At 64.8% G+C, this 16,094-nt stretch carries 21 protein-coding genes; 5 read left to right on the top strand and 16 right to left on the bottom strand.

Annotated features, from left to right (window positions below):
- The first annotated feature begins 104 nt into the window (after positions 1-104).
- Together FIV09_RS16340 and FIV09_RS16335 are read left to right on the top strand one after the other, a co-directional pair.
- On the top strand, positions 105-803 hold the full coding sequence (locus tag FIV09_RS16340) for a GntR family transcriptional regulator (RefSeq protein ID WP_254702256.1): 699 nt from the start codon (positions 105-107) through the stop codon (positions 801-803).
- A 126-nt stretch (positions 804-929) separates the two neighbouring features.
- Positions 930-2,324 (top strand): aspartate aminotransferase family protein, encoded by a 1,395-nt coding sequence (locus FIV09_RS16335; RefSeq protein WP_152451594.1) that lies wholly within the window; start codon positions 930-932, stop codon positions 2,322-2,324.
- A gap of 222 nt (positions 2,325-2,546) precedes the next feature.
- On the opposite strand, the gene FIV09_RS16330 is transcribed toward FIV09_RS16335, so the two are convergent.
- From FIV09_RS16330 to recO, 4 genes are read right to left on the bottom strand one after another with little or no spacing between them, the layout of a single operon-like run.
- On the bottom strand, positions 2,547-2,990 hold the full coding sequence (locus FIV09_RS16330; RefSeq protein ID WP_152451592.1) for a molybdenum cofactor biosynthesis protein MoaE: 444 nt from the start codon (positions 2,988-2,990) through the stop codon (positions 2,547-2,549).
- The gene (gene moaD, locus FIV09_RS16325) at positions 2,990-3,235 is read right to left on the bottom strand and encodes a molybdopterin converting factor subunit 1 (RefSeq protein WP_152451590.1); all 246 of its coding nucleotides are present in this window, start codon (positions 3,233-3,235) and stop codon (positions 2,990-2,992) included. Before moaD ends, FIV09_RS16330 begins: the two co-directional genes overlap by 1 nt.
- Positions 3,235-3,900 carry a CDP-diacylglycerol--glycerol-3-phosphate 3-phosphatidyltransferase gene (gene pgsA / locus FIV09_RS16320; RefSeq protein WP_152451588.1) on the bottom strand — a complete coding sequence of 222 codons (666 nt, stop codon included), beginning with the start codon at positions 3,898-3,900 and terminating at the stop codon, positions 3,235-3,237. The genes moaD and pgsA overlap by 1 nt, the downstream gene beginning before the upstream one ends.
- Positions 3,901-3,943: 43 nt before the next feature.
- Positions 3,944-4,681, bottom strand: a complete 738-nt coding sequence (gene recO / locus FIV09_RS16315) for a DNA repair protein RecO (RefSeq protein WP_152451586.1) — start codon at positions 4,679-4,681, stop codon at positions 3,944-3,946.
- 54 nt (positions 4,682-4,735) lie between these two features.
- Here recO and FIV09_RS16310 point away from each other — a divergent pair, with 54 nt between their 5' ends.
- Positions 4,736-5,380: a Pr6Pr family membrane protein gene (locus FIV09_RS16310; protein WP_152451584.1), complete on the top strand. Its 645-nt coding sequence runs from the start codon at positions 4,736-4,738 to the stop codon at positions 5,378-5,380.
- Here FIV09_RS16310 and FIV09_RS16305 read toward each other — a convergent pair.
- The 5 genes from FIV09_RS16305 to FIV09_RS16285 all read right to left on the bottom strand — a co-directional run bounded on the left by FIV09_RS16305 (position 5,322) and on the right by FIV09_RS16285 (position 9,141).
- Complete coding sequence (locus FIV09_RS16305) at positions 5,322-5,657, bottom strand: DUF1491 family protein (protein ID WP_152451582.1); 336 nt, start codon at positions 5,655-5,657, stop codon at positions 5,322-5,324. The genes FIV09_RS16310 and FIV09_RS16305 overlap by 59 nt on opposite strands.
- Positions 5,650-6,558 carry a GTPase Era gene (gene era / locus FIV09_RS16300; RefSeq protein ID WP_152451580.1) on the bottom strand — a complete coding sequence of 303 codons (909 nt, stop codon included), beginning with the start codon at positions 6,556-6,558 and terminating at the stop codon, positions 5,650-5,652. The genes FIV09_RS16305 and era overlap by 8 nt, the downstream gene beginning before the upstream one ends.
- Before the next feature lie 168 nt (positions 6,559-6,726).
- On the bottom strand, positions 6,727-7,416 hold the full coding sequence (gene rnc / locus FIV09_RS16295; RefSeq protein ID WP_152451578.1) for a ribonuclease III: 690 nt from the start codon (positions 7,414-7,416) through the stop codon (positions 6,727-6,729).
- Positions 7,413-8,246, bottom strand: a complete 834-nt coding sequence (lepB, locus tag FIV09_RS16290) for a signal peptidase I (protein ID WP_152451576.1) — start codon at positions 8,244-8,246, stop codon at positions 7,413-7,415. Before lepB ends, rnc begins: the two co-directional genes overlap by 4 nt.
- A 175-nt stretch (positions 8,247-8,421) precedes the next feature.
- Entirely contained in the window at positions 8,422-9,141 is a 720-nt protein-coding gene (locus tag FIV09_RS16285; protein WP_152451574.1) for a YafY family protein, read from the bottom strand.
- Positions 9,142-9,227: 86 nt separating this feature from the next.
- Between FIV09_RS16285 and FIV09_RS16280 the strand changes: the two genes are divergently transcribed.
- Positions 9,228-9,623 (top strand): RidA family protein, encoded by a 396-nt coding sequence (locus FIV09_RS16280; RefSeq protein ID WP_152451572.1) that lies wholly within the window; start codon positions 9,228-9,230, stop codon positions 9,621-9,623.
- Positions 9,624-9,763: 140 nt separating this feature from the next.
- Here the strand turns inward: FIV09_RS16280 and acpS are convergent, their stop codons facing one another.
- From acpS to folK, 7 genes are all read right to left on the bottom strand, one after another.
- On the bottom strand, positions 9,764-10,165 hold the full coding sequence (gene acpS / locus FIV09_RS16275; protein ID WP_152451570.1) for a holo-ACP synthase: 402 nt from the start codon (positions 10,163-10,165) through the stop codon (positions 9,764-9,766).
- Positions 10,162-10,623 (bottom strand): nucleoside deaminase, encoded by a 462-nt coding sequence (locus tag FIV09_RS16270; RefSeq protein WP_152451568.1) that lies wholly within the window; start codon positions 10,621-10,623, stop codon positions 10,162-10,164. Before FIV09_RS16270 ends, acpS begins: the two co-directional genes overlap by 4 nt.
- Positions 10,620-11,372, bottom strand: a complete 753-nt coding sequence (locus FIV09_RS16265; protein WP_152451566.1) for a pyridoxine 5'-phosphate synthase — start codon at positions 11,370-11,372, stop codon at positions 10,620-10,622. The genes FIV09_RS16270 and FIV09_RS16265 overlap by 4 nt, the downstream gene beginning before the upstream one ends.
- Positions 11,373-11,452: 80 nt before the next feature.
- A complete protein-coding gene (locus FIV09_RS16260; protein WP_152451564.1) occupies positions 11,453-12,112 on the bottom strand; it encodes a DUF2062 domain-containing protein in 660 nt (219 codons plus the stop codon).
- A 23-nt stretch (positions 12,113-12,135) separates the two neighbouring features.
- Positions 12,136-14,283 (bottom strand): bifunctional (p)ppGpp synthetase/guanosine-3',5'-bis(diphosphate) 3'-pyrophosphohydrolase, encoded by a 2,148-nt coding sequence (locus FIV09_RS16255; RefSeq protein ID WP_152451562.1) that lies wholly within the window; start codon positions 14,281-14,283, stop codon positions 12,136-12,138.
- Positions 14,284-14,322: 39 nt separating this feature from the next.
- Positions 14,323-14,676: a DNA-directed RNA polymerase subunit omega gene (gene rpoZ, locus FIV09_RS16250; protein ID WP_152451560.1), complete on the bottom strand. Its 354-nt coding sequence runs from the start codon at positions 14,674-14,676 to the stop codon at positions 14,323-14,325.
- An 80-nt stretch (positions 14,677-14,756) separates the two neighbouring features.
- A complete protein-coding gene (gene folK, locus FIV09_RS16245) occupies positions 14,757-15,329 on the bottom strand; it encodes a 2-amino-4-hydroxy-6-hydroxymethyldihydropteridine diphosphokinase (protein WP_152451558.1) in 573 nt (190 codons plus the stop codon).
- Between the two features lie 180 nt (positions 15,330-15,509).
- On the opposite strand from folK, the gene FIV09_RS16240 reads away from it, so the two are divergent.
- Positions 15,510-16,082 carry an NYN domain-containing protein gene (locus tag FIV09_RS16240; RefSeq protein ID WP_152451556.1) on the top strand — a complete coding sequence of 191 codons (573 nt, stop codon included), beginning with the start codon at positions 15,510-15,512 and terminating at the stop codon, positions 16,080-16,082.
- The last annotated feature ends 12 nt before the right edge of the window (positions 16,083-16,094 follow it).

Genomic DNA, 16,094 nt, shown 5'->3' with positions numbered 1-16,094 from the left:
GCTTGAATTTGATCAAAATTTGCCGAAGCTGGCAATAAGCGATGCTTCCACGCCGCCTTGGCATGTGCAAGACGGGTCGTGATCGGAAGGGGACAGAGGGCGCAATGAGCAGGATTTCAGCGCAATTTTCGCACGATCCCGCCCCTGCGGAGGCGGGGCTGCCCGCGCATGAGCGGGTCTACCGGCAGATGCGCGACATGATTCTCTTCGGGGCGCTGGCCCCCGGTCAGCCCGTCACCATCCAGGGCCTGACCGAAACGCTGGGCGCGGGCATGACGCCCGTGCGCGAGGCGTTGCGGCGGCTCACGGCGGAAGGTGCGCTCGATTTTCAGGGCAACCGGCGGATTGCGGTTCCCGTGCTCGATGCCAGCGCAATCGCCGAGCTGACCGTGGCGCGGCTGGCGCTAGAGCCGGAGCTGGCGCGCCGGGCTACGATGCGCATGGATGCGGACGGGATAGCGGCGCTGGGCCAAGCGGATGCGGCGATCGACACGGCCATCGCGGCAGGCGATATCACCGGCTACCTGACCGGAAATCACCACTTTCATGCGCTTCTGAACAGCTATGCCGATGCGCCGATCCTGACCGGCCTTGTCGAGACGCTCTGGCTGCGCTTCGGCCCGTCCCTGCGCGTTGTCTGCGGGCGGTTCGGGACGGAAGGCCTGCCCGACCGGCACAAGGATCTTCTGGCCGCGCTGATTGATCGCGATGCCGAGGCGGCCGCGCGCGCCATGTCCGAGGATGTCCGCCAGGGCATGGAGCAGATCGCGCAGGGCATCGCGCCCCCGTCGGAGGCAGGCTGACCGCAAGGCGTGATCGCGGGCGGAATGCCCCCGCTGGCGCTTGGTCTCATTGACCCACGGATAATTTGATCATATTTGCGAAGTATACGACCCGAAGCCCGTCACCCCCTGTCGAAAGGTCCGCTCATGGCCCAGATTTCCAACCCGCTGCCCACGGCCGATCTGCAGGCGCTGGATGCCGCGCATCACATGCATCCCTTCACCCATGGGGCCGATCTGGGGCGCAAGGGCGCGCGGATCATCACCCGCGCCGAAGGCGTCTGGCTGACCGATTCGGACGGCAACCGCATCCTCGACGGCATGGCGGGGCTCTGGTGCGTGAACCTGGGCTACGGGCGGCAGGAACTGGTCGATGCGGCCACCCGCCAGATGTCCGAACTGCCCTTCTACAACACCTTCTTCCAGACCTCGCATACGCCCGCGATCCAGCTGGCCGCGCATCTCGCGGAGCTGGCGCCGGGCGATCTGAACCACGTCTTCTTCGCGGGTTCGGGCTCCGAGGCCAATGACACCAATCTGCGCATGGTACGCACCTATTGGGAGCTGAAGGGCCAGCCGCAGCGCAAGGCGGTGATCTCGCGTTGGAACGCTTATCACGGCTCGTCGGTGGGGTCGGGCTCGCTTGGCGGCATGAAGGGCATGCACGCACAGGGCGGCATGCCGATCCCGGACATTCATCACATCGACCAGCCCAATTGGTGGGCCGAAGGCGGCGATCTGAGCCCCGAGGAATTCGGCCTCGCCCGCGCCCGGCAGCTTGAGGAGAAGATCCTCGAACTTGGCCCCGAGCATGTCGCGGCCTTCATCGCGGAGCCTTTGCAGGGTGCGGGCGGCGTCATCATCCCGCCCGAGACCTACTGGCCCGAGATCATGCGCATCGTGCGCGAATACGGCATCCTGCTGATCGCGGACGAGGTGATCTGCGGCTTCGGGCGCACGGGCAACTGGTTCGGCAGCCAGACGCTTGGCATCCAGCCCGACATCATGACCATCGCGAAGGGCCTGTCCTCGGGCTATCTGCCCATCGGTGGCTCGATCGTGTCGTCGGAGATCGCGCAAGTGATCGGGGACGCGGAATTCAACCACGGCTACACCTATTCGGGCCATCCCGTGGCGGCGGCCGTCGCGCTGGAGAACCTGCGCATCCTCGACGAGGAGGGCATCGTCACCCGCGTGCGCGAGGAGATCGGGCCTTACCTGAAAGAGAAGTTCGAGAGCCTGACCGAGCATCCGATGGTGGGCGAGGCGAAGATCGTGGGCATGATGGGCTCCATCGCGCTGACGCCGCAGAAGGACACCCGTGCGCCCTTCAAGGGTGAGGAAGGCCAGATCGGCCTGATGACGCGGGAGCGGTGCTTCGCCAACAACCTCGTGATGCGTCATGTGGGCGACCGGATGATCATCTCGCCGCCGCTGGTGATCACGCAGGACGAGGTCGACGTGCTGATCGCGCGGGCCTGGAAGAGCCTCGACGAGGCCATGGCGCAGGCGAAATCCGAAGGTCTTTTCGTGCCTGCGTGATCGCTTGGTCTGGCGGTTGCGCAAGGCGGGGCCTTGCGCGGCATGTCATGTCGCTGGCGGCCTAGGGCCGCCATCTCCGGGTTTTTTGCGTTTTTCGGGAAAGGTGAAGGGCAAGGAGCGTCTGCGTTCTTGCCCGAAGGCGGCGCGAGCGCCTGATTGCGGGGTCCCCCGGTTCGAAACGAGGGCGCGTCGGGTCCAGCGATCCGCGTGGGGGATGTGGGCCTACCAGCGCTTGAGCGCGTCTTCGTCCTCGTCGCGGGCGGCGACCCATTCGGTGGCCTCGCCGCTGAATTCCTTCTTCCAGAATGGCGCACGGGATTTGAGGTAATCCATCAGGTATTCCGCGGCCTCGAACGCATCCTTGCGGTGCCGCGACGCGGTAGCGACCATCATGATCTTTTCGCCCGGTGTCAGCGGCCCGAAACGGTGAATCACCAGCACATCGCCCAGGGACCAGCGCGTCTGCGCCTCCTCGGCGATCTTGGTCAGGGCCTTTTCAGTCATGCCCGGGTAATGCTCGATCTCCATCCGGTCGCGGGCCGCATCGCCGGTGTCGCGCACAATGCCGGTGAAGGTCACGACCGCGCCGAGATCGCTGCGACCTGAGGCGAAGGCCTCGGCCTCGGCGCCGAAATCGAAGGGGGCTTCCTGGACGACGATCCGCATCAGCCGCCCGTCATCGGGGGGAAGAAGGCAACTTCCCGGGCGCCCGTGATGGAGGCGTCGAAATCGGTCAGTTCCTGGTCGACCGCCACGCGCAGGGCCGAGAGGTCGGCGAAGGCGGCCTCGTAGCGTTCCTCACGGGCCCGCAATTCGGCGACGAGGTCGTTCACCGTCGCGGCCTCGGTCTCGATGCGGTCCTTGGGGCGGCCGATCCGTTCGCGGACCCAGGCGAAATAGAGCACATCCATCAGCGATCCTCCGTCAGGTGGGGCCGGGCCTTGATAAAGTAGTCCCAGCCGGTGATTGCGGTCAGCAGGGCCGCGACCCATAGCAGCACGATACCCGCATTCCCGGTCCAGACCATGCCGATGCGTTTCCAGCCGAGGCCCAGATCGTCCTCGATATTGCCCGCCATGATATCGGCCACGATGCCCGCATCCATGCCGATGGTCGAGACCACGAGGAAATGTTCGAAAATGCCTTGCGCGAAGAGGACCGCGATGGCGACCATCTGCAGCGTCGTCTTCCACTTCGCAAGCCGCGTGACCTTGAGCGTGCCGGACAGGTGGCCGAGATATTCGCGCAGGCCCGAGACGAAAACCTCGCGGAAGAGGATCATCGTGGCGGGCAGGACGAGCCAGGGCGACATCGACGAATAGCCCACGATCACCATCAGCGCGATCACCACCATCGCCTTGTCGGCAATGGGGTCGAGCATCGCGCCGATCTTCGTCTCCTCGCCCCAGGCGCGGGCCAGGTAGCCATCGAACCAGTCGGTGATGGCCGCGCCGAGGAAGAGGATCAGCGCGCACCAATCGGCAAAGGGCCGCGAGAAATAGAGAAACATGACCGCAACGCCGGGGGCCGCCAGAAGGCGGATCAGGGTCAGGATATTGGGCAGGGTCCAGCGCATGTCGCATACCTAACGCGGGGCGGTGGCGGCGGAAAGCGCGATTTCACGCCCCGGCACGCGCCCGCCGCGCCAGCCGGTCGAGAAACAGCGCGCGGGCGGGGGGCAGGGGCTTGTCGCCCAGCGATGGCGCAAGATGCGAAGACATGAAATGCCCCGTCGTGCCGAGCGCCTCCAGAACCTCTGCATCCGCGCCTTCCCCGGCGCCCAGCATGACCTCGGGCAGGGGCAGGAGCCGGGGCGCCCAGTCGCCCGCGCCTGACCGCGACACCGCGCGGCCCGTCCGGGGCGAAACATAGGCCAGATCGTTGGCCTTGCCGGTCGCCGCACAGGTCGTCAGATCGAGGCCGAAGCCCATCTCCTCGAGGAGTGCCATCTCCCAGCGCAGATAGGCCAAGGGCCAGAGATCGGGTGCTTTGAGCAGCTCCAGAAGGGTCGTGGTGCGGGTATAGAGATCGGGATGCGCCTCCCGCTCGGGCAGGGTGAAGCCGAGGATCGCCACCAGCGCATTGAGCCCCGACAGGGCCACCCGGTCGGCCATGGCCTGCGCCGCGCGGGAGCGTTTCAGTTCGACCGTATAGGTGCCGATATGATCCTCGAGCCGCGCCCGCCAGGCCACGTCGAGCTCCGCACCCGGTTGCAGGAGCGGCGCCATCTTGCGGCTCGTGGCCCCGCGCAGCACGCCCGCATGGCGCCCGTGGCCTTCGGTGAAGACCTCGAGGATCGCCGAGGTTTCTCCGTGCCGCCTTGTGGACAGGAGGATGCCAGTATCGCGCCATTCCATTTCGTGACTATCGGGACGCTTGAAGCCATCCGCAAGGGCTGCACATTGGCCTCCATGACGACACATGCCCGCATCTTCGCCGCCCTGATCGCGGTCCTCGCCTTCGCCGCCGTCGCCCTGCAGCTTTACGTGGGGCTGGAGCGGCGTCCGGACCGGACCGTGCTTGAGGAAATGTGGCGCATGGCACGGTTCTTCACCATCCTCACGACGCTCATCGTCGTGGCGCGCTACGGGCGTATCGCGGTGCTGGGCCGGGCGAGCGCGGGATGGACCGGGGCGATCACGCTTTGGGCGGTCATCGTGGGTGCGGTCTATCACGGACTTCTGGCGCGCGACCTTGTCGGGTTGCGCATGGTCGCGGATCAGCTTCTGCACAGCGCGGTGCCGCTGGCCGTGGCGCTATGGTGGCTGGTCTTCGGGCCGAAAGCCGCGCTCAGGGCCGCCCACGCGGCATGGTGGCTCCTCTGGCCCGCGATCTACGCCGCCTATGCCCTGTGGCGGGGCACTTTCGTCGATCGCTACCCGTATTTCTTCGTCGATCCGACGCGGCAGGGCTGGGATGGCGTGGCGCTATGGCTCGCGGGGCTCGGCGCGGTGTTCTGGATTGCGGGGCTTGGACTCGTGGCGCTGGGCCGTTGGCTCAGCCGAGACCGTCCTCGTCCAGACAATGCCGCCCCTGGCGATCCTCGACCTCGATAACCCAGAGATCCGGGTCGAAACCGCGTTGCTTGGCGATGGAGGCGTCGACCTCTGCCTCGTCCCCCGCGGCAAGTTCCTGCCAGACACGGTCGCCGGTCTTGAGATCGAAACTGCGGGTGAAGGCGCGCGCCTGCCCGTCGAGCGTGGCGCATTTCACCAGCACCGCGCCTGCCGTGTCATCGCCGTGATGCACCACGAAACAGGGAATGTCGTACAGGGCGAGGCGCCGCCTGTAGGCATCGACCCAGAAACGGGCGGTCAGGCGGGGCTCACCCATCGCCGTCGCGGAAATCGAGGCCCATCTCGGAATAGCGCTCGGCCTCTTCAAGCCATTTCTCGCGGACCTTCACCTGCAGGAACAGATGGACCTTGCGGCCAAGGAATTCCGACAGCTCTTCACGCGCGGCCTTGGAGACGGCCTTGATCGTCTCGCCCTTGTGACCCAGCAGGATCCCCTTGTGCCCGTCGCGGGCGACATAGACGACCTGATCGACGCGGGCGGAGCCGTCCTTGCGCTCCTCCCAGTTCTCGGTCTCGACCGTCAGCTGGTAGGGCAGTTCCTGATGCAGGCGCAGGGTCAGCTTCTCGCGCGTCATCTCGGCGGCAATCATGCGCATGGGCAGATCGGCGATCTGATCCTCCGGATAAAGCCACGGACCTTCTGGCAGGGTATTCGCGAGCCACGCGCGCAGATCGTCGACGCCATACCCTTTCTCGGCGGAGATCATGAAGGTCTCGGCGAAGGTGAAGCGCGCGTTCATGTCCTCGGTCAGTTTCAGCAGCGTCTCGGCCTTCACGCGGTCGATCTTGTTGATGGCGAGTGCCACTGGGCGGCCATGGCCCACCGTATCGAGCTGCTCGAGGATCGATTCCACACCCTCGGTGATGCCGCGATGCGCCTCTATCAGGAGGACCACGACGTCGGCATCGGCAGCCCCGCCCCAGGCCGCGGCGACCATCGCGCGGTCAAGGCGGCGGCGCGGTTTGAAAAGGCCGGGCGTGTCCACGAAGACAAGCTGTGCATCGCCCTCCATCGCCACGCCCCGGATGCGCGCACGCGTGGTCTGCACCTTGTGCGTCACGATCGACACCTTGGCGCCCACCATGCGGTTGAGCAGTGTCGATTTTCCGGCATTGGGCTCGCCGATCAGGGCGATGAAACCTGCGCGTGTGGTCATGCTTTGGGTCCTTTGGGTCCGAACCGGGGCTTTACTGCAGAATGCGGGAAGGGGCCAGCTTTTCCGGTGCCGGGGTGGCGACCAGTCTGGTACCCCGGCGCTGTGCGGGCCGGGCGCGCTACAAAGCGTACCGAAAACCGGCGGATGTTTTTTGCGACGCGTCCGGGCCTACTCCACCGCCCCACTCACATCTGCGAGCAGCGCCTCCGCGGCCTTCTGCTCCGCCTGCCGCTTGGAGCCTGCTGCAGCCGAAGCCGTCTGGCCGCTTTCCAGCCGGGCCTCGATGGTGAAGACCGGCGCGTGATCCGGGCCGGAGCGCGCCGTCTCGACGTAGGCCGGGGGCGGCAGGCCGCGCGCCTGGGCCCATTCCTGCAGCGCTGTCTTGGCGTCGCGCGCATCCTTCTCGACCCCGTCGATCCGCGCGCCCCAGAGCCGCAGCACCATGGCCTTCGCGGTCTCGAAACCCTGGTCGACATAGACTGCGGCGATCACCGCTTCCATCGCGTCGCCCAGAAGCGCCATCTTGCGCCGTCCGCCCGACAGGCGCTCGGAGCGGCCAAGCTTCAGCGCGTCGCCGATCCCGGCCTCACGCGCCACGTCCGCGCAGGTCTCCTTGCGCACGAGCGCGTTGTAGCGCGGGGCAAGCTGCCCTTCGGAGGCCGCGCGATCCCGCTCCAGCAGCGCCTCGGACATCACGAGGCCCAGAACCCGGTCGCCCAGGAATTCCAGCCGCTGGTTGTCGTTGCGTGTCGGGCTCGACATCGAGGCGTGGGTCAGGGCCTCGCGCAGCAGGCCCGGATCGCGGAAGCGTATGCCAAGCCGCGTCTCGAGCTCTGCGATCTCGGCGGAGCGTTTCAATCCAGCGCCTCGAAGAACCGATCTCCCCGCCAGGTCCAGAAGAACAGCATCGAGCTGCCCGCGGAGGAGAAGATCACCCGGTCGGCGCGGCCCACGAGGTTCTCATAGGGCACGAAGCCCACGCCGCCCGCGACGCTCGGCACGCGGCTGTCGGAGGAATTGTCGCGGTTGTCGCCCATGAAGAAGAAATGCCCCTCAGGCACGGTATAGACGGGCGTGTTGTCCGCGCCCTGCATGCCGATATTGAGGATCGAGTGGCTGGTGCCGCCGGGCAGGGTCTCGACGAACTTTTCCTTGATGCAGGTGCCGCCATCGCCCACGGGACCGTTGGCGCAGCGCGGGCGAATGCCGTGCGGTCCCTGCGGTTCGGCCACTTCCTCGAACTGGCCATCGGGCGCGACCTCGACGGGGGTGTCGTTGATGATGACGCGACCCTCGCGGACCTGCACCGTGTCTCCGGGCAGGCCGATCACGCGCTTGATGAAGTCGGTGCCGTTGACCGGGTGACGGAAGACGGCGATGTCGCCGCGCTCGGGCTCCGCGCCGAGAAGGCGGGTATTGTCGCCATCTGCCCAGCCGCAGATATCGGCCGCGTCGATGTCGAGGCCCACGGCAGGAATACGCACCGAGGGGCAGGAGGCGTAGGAATAGCCGTAAGCCATCTTGTTGACGAACAGGAAGTCGCCGATCAGCAGCGTGTCCTTCATCGAGCCCGACGGAATCCAGAACGGCTGGAAGAACAGCGTGCGGAAAATGCCCGCGATCAGCAACGCGTAGACGACGGTCTTGATCGTGTCGAGAATGCCGCCGGAGCGCGCCTTGTCTGCCATGTCCTGCCTCTTTGCCTGCTGCCTGCTAAGTGCCGCCCGAGGATGGGCAAGTCAAGGCGCGCAGGTCGGCGCGACCGCTTGGCGCCCACGGCCGGGCCTGATCCGCGAGGGCCTGGCGGGGCGGCAATTGTCCCACACGGTCGCAGCACCCTATGGCTGATGCCCACGCGCGCGCTTATCGCACCAATTCCCGAAATGGGCAGACATCGTCTTCGAATGGCACATGGCGCCTGCGGAACGTGGCCTCCGGGATGATCTCGGGTGCGCTGATCCGGTCCATGCGGAAATGCCGGAAATCATCGCGCGCGGGATCCCAGGCGACGAGATACCACAAGGGCTGCAGGATCAGCATGGCCTGAGGCTCGACCACGCGGTGTGTCCGGTTGCCCTTCGCGTCGCGGTAATCGAACCGCAATTGCAGCGTTTGCAGGAACGCCGTCTCGAAGGCGGGCAAGAGCGCTGAAACCATCGGTCCGATATCCGAGATGTCCTGCAGCGGCGACAATTGCCCGATATGCAGACAATCGAGAAACCGACGCAAGTCGCGTACCTTGTCAGAGGGCAGGGCGCGCTCGATCTTGGCGAGCCCGGCATCCGCGAGATCCGAGAACGGCAGGCTCTGCGCCGCGCGCATGGCCGCCACGCTGATCAGCAGCGCGAAAACCTCCGCCACCGATAACCGCGCCGTGGTCTGCATCGATTGCGGATCCAGCTGCAGACCGCCGCCGCGCCCGCTTTCGGAATGGATGACAAAGCCCTCGTCGCGCAGGGTCGAGATGTCGCGCAGGATGGTCCGCCGCGAGGCTCCGACCTCCTGCGCAAGTTCGTCCACCGTGGCGGTGCCGTTGCGGCGCAAGGTGCGAACCAGTGTGTCGTGACGGGTGCGAATGTTCATTTTTTCATTCTGGCTTTTTCGGTGACAAAATTTGGCACCAATTAATCCTATCCCGATTTCAGACACATCAAACAGGAGAATTCACGATGGAACGCATAGCTGTAAATCCTTGGGACTGGTCGCTGAAACTTGGCTACAATCAGGCGGAAATCATCACGGGCACCACGCGTCAGCTCATCTGCGCCGGACAGACTGCCGTGGACAATGAGGGCAACCCGCAGCATCCGGGCGATATGCGCGCCCAGATCGGACTGGCGCTCGACAATCTGGAGGCGGTCCTGGCTGCCGCGAACATGGATCTGACCAACATCATCCGCCTTGGCGTCTACGCCACGGATGTCGACGAGGCGTTGAAGAATTTCGATCTGATGGGCATGCGGTTCGGACCGCTCCGTTGCGCGCCGCCAATGACGCTTCTGGGGGTCAGCCGTCTCGCCATCCCGGGTCTTCTGTTCGAGATTGAAGCCACTGCTGCGGCCTAGACCGGGCCGATGAAAACGTCGCCTTTCAGGTGCATGATCTGGAGGGCGATGTGCTTCAATCGCTGCAATCTAGACTATCTGCGTTTGAACGAACGGATGGATTTGACCCCGTGCGCCTTTTCGAAACGCGCGCCGGCACGTCAGCCGAGCGGACGCGCCTCGATCACGACGAAAGCCTGCGCCCAGGGGTGATCGTCGGTCAGGGTGACATGGATGATCGCCTCGTGGCCCGGCGGGGTCATGGCGTCGAGCCGGTCCTTGGCCCAGCCCGTGACCTCCATCACCGGCTGGCCGGTGCGCAGGTTCGAGACCGCCATGTCCTTCCAGGCGATGCCCATGCGCAGACCGGTGCCCAAGGCCTTGGAGCAGGCCTCCTTCGCGGCCCAGCGCTTGGCATAGGTGCCGGGCGTGTCCGCGCGCCGTTCGGCCTTTTGCTGTTCGACATCGGTGAAGACGCGGTTGCGGAAGCGGTCGCCGAACCGCTCCAGCGTGTTCGCGATCCGCTCGATATTCGCCAGATCCGTGCCGACGCCGAGGATCATCCCGCGCTCTCGTAGATATGGCGCACGGCGTCCATCTGCACCCCGCCCACCCAATCGAAGGCGCCGTCCGAGGCGCGGGCGTAATCGTCGATCCCGAGCTTCGGGAACTGGAAGAAGGCAGGCGCCTCTTCCTGCGTCATCGCGAAGATCAGCCGGTCGATCCCGGCCCAGCGCATCGCGGCGAGGCACATTTCGCAGGGCTGCATGGACGCGATCAGCGTGGCGCCGGACAGATCGCTGCCGCCCAGCGCCTCGGAGGCGCGAGCCATCGCCACGATCTCGGCGTGCCGCGACGGATCGCAGGCCGTAGCGACCTCGTTGTGTTCGAGCGCGATCATGCGTTCATCCTTGACGATGGCCGCGGTGAAGACTGGCCCCTCGCCGGTGTAGCGCTCGCAGGCCATCGCAACGACGCGGTCCAGCGCATCGGTCTCGGCGCGGCTCGGCGTGACGCTCATGTCCGGGCCTCGTCCATCAGGCGGCGCATTTCGGCCATGGCGCCGTCGAGCCCGCGGAAGATCGATTCCGAGATCAGGAAATGCCCGATATTCAGCTCCATCACCTCGGGAAAGACCGCGATCGGAGCGACGGTGTCATAGGTCAGCCCGTGGCCCGCATGCACTTCGAGGCCGAGGCCGTCCGCAAAGGCCGACATCTCGCGCAGGCGCTCAAGCTCGGCGTCGCGGGCGGCGAAATCCCCCTCGTAATGGAGATCGCAATAGGCGCCTGTATGCAGTTCGATCACCTCGGCGCCCACGGCCTTGGAGGCTTCGATCTGCGCCGCATCGGGCGCCACGAAGAGCGACACGCGGCAGCCCGCCTCACGCAGGGGTGCGATGTAGTCGGTCAGCCGCTGGGCATCGCCTGCCACTTCCAACCCGCCTTCGGTGGTCCGCTCCTCGCGCTTTTCCGGCACGATGCAGACCGCATGCGGTTTGTGACGCAGCGCGATCGCGTGCATTTCCGCCGTCGCGGCCATCTCGAAATTGAGCGGGACCGACAGGCTCGCCATCAGCGCGTCGATATCGGCGTCACGGATGTGGCGGCGGTCTTCGCGCAGATGTGCGGTGATGCCGTCGGCACCTGCCGCTTCGGCCATCTTCGCCGCGCGCAGCGGGTCGGGATAGGCGCTGCCGCGCGCGTTACGGACGGTGGCGACGTGATCGATGTTCACGCCCAGCCTGAGCCGTCCCTTGAAGTCTGCCATGGTCTGTCTCCGCATCGCTTGTTCGCGTCACAAGCTAGGGCTGGGCCCGCCCGGTGAAAACCTCTTGCGCGCAGATGAGATCAATCCGCCGATGCCTGGCTGTTCGCGCCCTTGGATTTCTTCTTGGCCTTGAGCAGGGCGAGTTTCGCCGCCAACCGGCCCTTGCGGCGGTTCTGATAGGCCCGGATCAGCGGCAGCGAGATGTAATAGCACACGAGCCCGGTGATGATGCCCGGGATGATCCCGCCGACGAGATAGGGATAGAAGACCTCCGCGTAGAACTCGGACAGGTTCTGCCAATCCGCCTCTGCCGGGGTGAATATGGCGACCATGTTGTCCCACAGATCACGCCCCGCCGCGGTGAATTTCTGCCCGACCCAGCGGTGATCCTCGGGATCGCTTTCGACGCCCAGAAGCCAGTTGCCGGTCTGCAGGGAGATGACGGCGATGGGCACGTAGGTCAGCGGGTTGCCGAAAAAGGTGCCCAGCAACGCGGCCACGATATTGCCGCGCAGGATCCAGGCCAGAAGGGCGGCCAGGAAGAAATGCAGTCCGTAGAGCGGCGTGAAGGTCATGAAGACGCCCGCGAAGATGCCGCGCGCGATCCGGTCCGGCGGGTCCGGCAGGCGCTGCAGCCTGTGGCGGATATATTGCGCCGCACGGCCCCAGCCGCCTTTGGGCCAGAGCGTGCGCAGCAGCCGTTTCCACAGCGGTTGTTGATCGCGACGCCTGAACACCACCCGCGGTCTACCTCATCCCGTTTCTATTCGGCCGCGGCCTGCGACGCCGATGGTCCATCGCTGTCGCCGTACCGCCACCTTGTGACCTGGGCCACATCGCTTTCCGCTTCAAGCGCCGAGATCACAGAATGCAACTGCTCCGCGTCGCTCAGATCCACATCGACCCGCAGCCGATAGAAATCCGGCTTGCGGTCCTTGAACTGCAGATCAGAGATATTGGCGTTCCGCTCCCCGATCAATGTGCAAACGCGCCCCAGCACGCCGGCATCGTTGCCGATCGTCAGATCGAGCGACACCGCATAGACAGCCGGGTGATGCCCCTCGGCCCAGTGCAGATCGAGCCAGCGGTCGGGCTCATCCTCAACATCGGCAAGACGGGGGCAGTCAATGGCATGAACGACGACCCCATGCCCGCGCCGGGCGATGCCGACGATTCGCTCTCCGGGCAGGGGCTGGCAGCAGCCCGCGCGCTCGAAGGCCTGATCATGTTCGAGGCCGATCACGGCGCGGGCGGTATCCACCTCCGCGCTGGGCCGCGGCGTGAGGTCAGGATAGACCGCGGAGACCACGTCACGCGCCGACATGTCCGCCGAGCCGAGCCGCGCAAGCAATGTCTCCGCATCGGCCACGCGCAGCGTTTTCGCCGCCTTCTCCAGCACCTTGTCGGAGGCTTTCTTGCCCACATGCTCGAAGGCCGAGCGCGCGATCTCGCGGCCCAATTTGACGAAACGTTCCTTTCGCGCCTCGCGCAGGGCGCGCCGAATGGCCGACTTTGCCTTGCCGGTCTTGGCGATGTCGAGCCAGGTTGCCTGCGGTGCCTGGCCTTCAGCGGTGATGATCTCCACCGATTGCCCGTTCTTGAGCCGGGTCCAGAGCGGCACGCGCAGCCCGTCCACCTTGGCACCCACGCAGGCCGAACCGATTCGGGTGTGGATCGCATAGCCGAAATCCAGAGGCGTCGCGCCCTTGGGCAGTTTCACCACCTCGCCCTTGGGCGTGAAGCAGAAGACCTGGTCGGAATACATCTCGAGCTTCACCGCTTCGAGGAATTCGTCGTGATCCTCCTCGGCGGTGAATTGCTCGGTCAGGGACGCGATCCACTTCGCGGGATCGACCGCGAACGGGTTCTGCGCGCGCACGCCGTCGCGATAGGACCAATGCGCGGCCACGCCCGTCTCGGCCACTTCATGCATCTGGCGGGTGCGGATCTGCACCTCCACGCGCTTGCCGTCGCGGCCCGACACGGTGGTGTGAATCGAGCGGTAGCCGTTGGTCTTGGGTTGGCTCACGTAATCCTTGAAACGGCCCGGAACCGCGCGCCAGCGATGGTGGATCGCCCCCATTGCGCGATAACAATCCATCTCGGAGCGGGTGATGATCCGGAAGCCGTAGATGTCCGACAGGCGCGAGAAGGACAGATCCTTCTCCTGCATCTTGCGCCAGATCGAGTAGGGTTTCTTGGCGCGCCCGAAGACTTCGGCCTCGATGCCCACGGCCTTCAGCTCGTGGCGCATGTCGGCGGTGATGCGCGGGATTACGTCGCCGGTTTCGCGCTGCAGCATGATGAAGCGGCGGATGATCGAATTGCGCGCCTCGGGATTGATGACGCGGAAGGCCAGATCCTCGAGCTCTTCGCGCATCCATTGCATACCCATCCGACCCGCGAGCGGGGCGTAGATATCCATGGTTTCGCGCGCTTTCTGCAACTGCTTGTCCGCGCGCATCGCCTTGATGGTGCGCATGTTGTGCAGCCGGTCGGCGAGCTTCACGAGGATCACCCGCAGATCCTTTGACATCGCCATGAAGAGCTTGCGGAAATTTTCGGCCTGCTTGGTCTCGTTCGAGGACAGCTGCAGATTCGTGAGCTTCGTGACCCCGTCCACGAGCATCGCCACCTCGTCGCCGAAGCGCTTCTGCACCTCGGAATAGGTGGACTTGGTGTCTTCGATCGTGTCGTGAAGGATGGCCGTGACGATGGTCGCATCGTCGAGCTGCTGCTCGGTCAGAAGCGCCGCGACGGCCACGGGATGCGTGAAATAGGGCTCGCCCGATTGCCGGGTCTGCCCTTCATGCATCTCGCGGCCATACTCGTAGGCGGCGCGGATCAGCGCTTCGTTCGTCTTCGGATTATAATTGCGGACGAGCGCAATCAGGTCTTCGGCGGCGATCATGCGCCTTTCCTTTCGGCGCGCGCCCGCGGCTTGGGCAGCTTAACGCTCGCCCTGAGCCTCCATCAGCGCGCGCAGCAGTTTCTCTTCGGACATGTCGTCTTCCTGCGGCTTGTCGGGCTCGGAACCCATGAGAAGCGCCATCGCGTCCTCTTCGGGCTCATCGACCTCGATCTGGGTCTGGTTCGCCTCGATGATGCGCTCGCGCAGCTCGTCTGCGGACTGTGTTTCCTCAGCGATCTCGCGCAGGGCGACGACGGGGTTCTTGTCGTTGTCGCGGTCCACGGTGATCGCCCCACCGGCAGAAATCTCACGAGCGCGATGGGCCGACAGCAGAACCAGCTCGAAGCGGTTCGGGACTTTGTCGACGCAATCTTCAACCGTCACGCGGGCCATTGGTATCTCCAGTCTTCGGTCTGACGTCAGAAGAGTCGTACGTAACGCGCGACAAGAGACTTGACAAGACGCGACTTTCCTTACAGCGGCCTGATTTCCGCAACGGCGTCCGGGTGCAGCGCGGCGCGCATCTGGTGCAGTGTCTTGCCGGTCAGCGGGTGCGTCCAATCGCCCGCGATCTCCGCAAGCGGGACAAGAACGAAGCCGCGATCCTGCACGCGGGGATGCGGCAGAATAAGTGTATCTGGCGCACAGGTTTTTTGCGTCTCCAGAGGCAGGTTTCGCCACCTGGTTTGCGTAACGTCATCCGGAACAATTTCGTCGCCCAGCGCGATGAGATCGATGTCCAGCGTGCGCATCCCCCAGCGCTGCAAACGCTCTCGGCCAAATTCCGCCTCCACCGCATGCAGTTCGCCTAGAACGGTATTCGATGGCATACCTTCCGGCACCGCAAAAGCGGCCGCCGTATTGACGTAATCCGGACCGGAATTCACAGGAAAACAAGGTGTTGAGAAAAACCGGCTGACCGCCTGCAAGCGCAGCGGCCCGGCGGCCAGCCGCGTTAACGCCGCCTTAAGCGTTTCTACTGGAAGTTGTTGCTTATTCGGAAGATTCGCGCCGAGTGCGATAAGCGCGACTTGCTTGAATGCCATCAGAGGCATATCCTTATGGATATAGAACCATGCTTTTTAGTACGCGACTCAGGGTTGCAGCGGTCGCTACGCTCACTAATTACGCTCCGGTAGAGGGGATCTCAATTCCTGTCGTTTAGAGTCGGACCGACGTCCAGAGACGTACCGACCCCGCGACACAAAGCATTGAAGAGGCAGTTTATGTTTTACAAAGACGAACGGTTGGCGCTGTTCATCGACGGGTCGAACCTCTACGCGGCGGCGAAGGCCCTTGGTTTTGATATAGATTACAAGCTGTTGCGACAGGAATTCGTACGCCGTGGGCGGATGATCCGGGCGTTCTACTATACCGCCCTTCTCGAAAATGACGACTACTCGCCGATCCGTCCGCTGGTCGATTGGCTGCACTATAACGGCTTCACCATGGTGACAAAGCCCGCCAAGGAATACACCGACAGCCAGGGCCGCCGGAAAGTGAAGGGCAACATGGATATCGAGCTTGCGGTCGATGCCATGGAGCTTGCGCCGCGGGTCGACCACATCGTGCTGTTCTCGGGCGATGGCGACTTCAAGCCGCTGGTGGAAAGCCTGCAGCGTCAGGGCGTTCGCGTCTCGGTCGTCTCGACGATCCGCTCGCAGCCGCCGATGATCGCCGACGAATTGCGCCGTCAGGCCGACAACTTCATTGAGCTCGATGAATTGCGCGACGTGATCGGGCGCCCCCCGCGCGAAGTCGGTGCCGAGGCCGAGGGACGGACGACCAACGTCGCCTGATCCCGGTCAGAC

The organism is Roseivivax sp. THAF197b, from assembly GCF_009363255.1.
GTDB lineage: Bacteria > Pseudomonadota > Alphaproteobacteria > Rhodobacterales > Rhodobacteraceae > Roseivivax.
Note: the sequence above shows the minus strand (reverse complement) of the source record. Positions and strands in the feature narration are given on the sequence as shown.

Coding starts and splice junctions, on each gene's coding strand:
- rpoZ (WP_152451560.1), bottom strand. CDS start 14,676: ATGGCCCGCGTGACGGTTGAAGATTGCGTCGACAAAGTCCCGAACCGC.
- FIV09_RS16285 (WP_152451574.1), bottom strand. CDS start 9,141: ATGAACATTCGCACCCGTCACGACACACTGGTTCGCACCTTGCGCCGC.
- FIV09_RS16310 (WP_152451584.1), top strand. CDS start 4,736: ATGACGACACATGCCCGCATCTTCGCCGCCCTGATCGCGGTCCTCGCC.
- acpS (WP_152451570.1), bottom strand. CDS start 10,165: ATGATCCTCGGCGTCGGCACGGATCTGGCGAATATCGAGCGGATCGCG.
- recO (WP_152451586.1), bottom strand. CDS start 4,681: ATGGAATGGCGCGATACTGGCATCCTCCTGTCCACAAGGCGGCACGGA.
- lepB (WP_152451576.1), bottom strand. CDS start 8,246: ATGGCAGACAAGGCGCGCTCCGGCGGCATTCTCGACACGATCAAGACC.
- era (WP_152451580.1), bottom strand. CDS start 6,558: ATGACCACACGCGCAGGTTTCATCGCCCTGATCGGCGAGCCCAATGCC.
- FIV09_RS16265 (WP_152451566.1), bottom strand. CDS start 11,372: ATGGCAGACTTCAAGGGACGGCTCAGGCTGGGCGTGAACATCGATCAC.
- folK (WP_152451558.1), bottom strand. CDS start 15,329: ATGGCATTCAAGCAAGTCGCGCTTATCGCACTCGGCGCGAATCTTCCG.
- FIV09_RS16330 (WP_152451592.1), bottom strand. CDS start 2,990: ATGCGGATCGTCGTCCAGGAAGCCCCCTTCGATTTCGGCGCCGAGGCC.
- FIV09_RS16335 (WP_152451594.1), top strand. CDS start 930: ATGGCCCAGATTTCCAACCCGCTGCCCACGGCCGATCTGCAGGCGCTG.
- FIV09_RS16255 (WP_152451562.1), bottom strand. CDS start 14,283: ATGATCGCCGCCGAAGACCTGATTGCGCTCGTCCGCAATTATAATCCG.
- FIV09_RS16240 (WP_152451556.1), top strand. CDS start 15,510: ATGTTTTACAAAGACGAACGGTTGGCGCTGTTCATCGACGGGTCGAAC.
- moaD (WP_152451590.1), bottom strand. CDS start 3,235: ATGGATGTGCTCTATTTCGCCTGGGTCCGCGAACGGATCGGCCGCCCC.
- FIV09_RS16270 (WP_152451568.1), bottom strand. CDS start 10,623: ATGAGCGTCACGCCGAGCCGCGCCGAGACCGATGCGCTGGACCGCGTC.
- FIV09_RS16280 (WP_152451572.1), top strand. CDS start 9,228: ATGGAACGCATAGCTGTAAATCCTTGGGACTGGTCGCTGAAACTTGGC.
- FIV09_RS16340 (WP_254702256.1), top strand. CDS start 105: ATGAGCAGGATTTCAGCGCAATTTTCGCACGATCCCGCCCCTGCGGAG.
- FIV09_RS16305 (WP_152451582.1), bottom strand. CDS start 5,657: ATGGGTGAGCCCCGCCTGACCGCCCGTTTCTGGGTCGATGCCTACAGG.
- pgsA (WP_152451588.1), bottom strand. CDS start 3,900: ATGCGCTGGACCCTGCCCAATATCCTGACCCTGATCCGCCTTCTGGCG.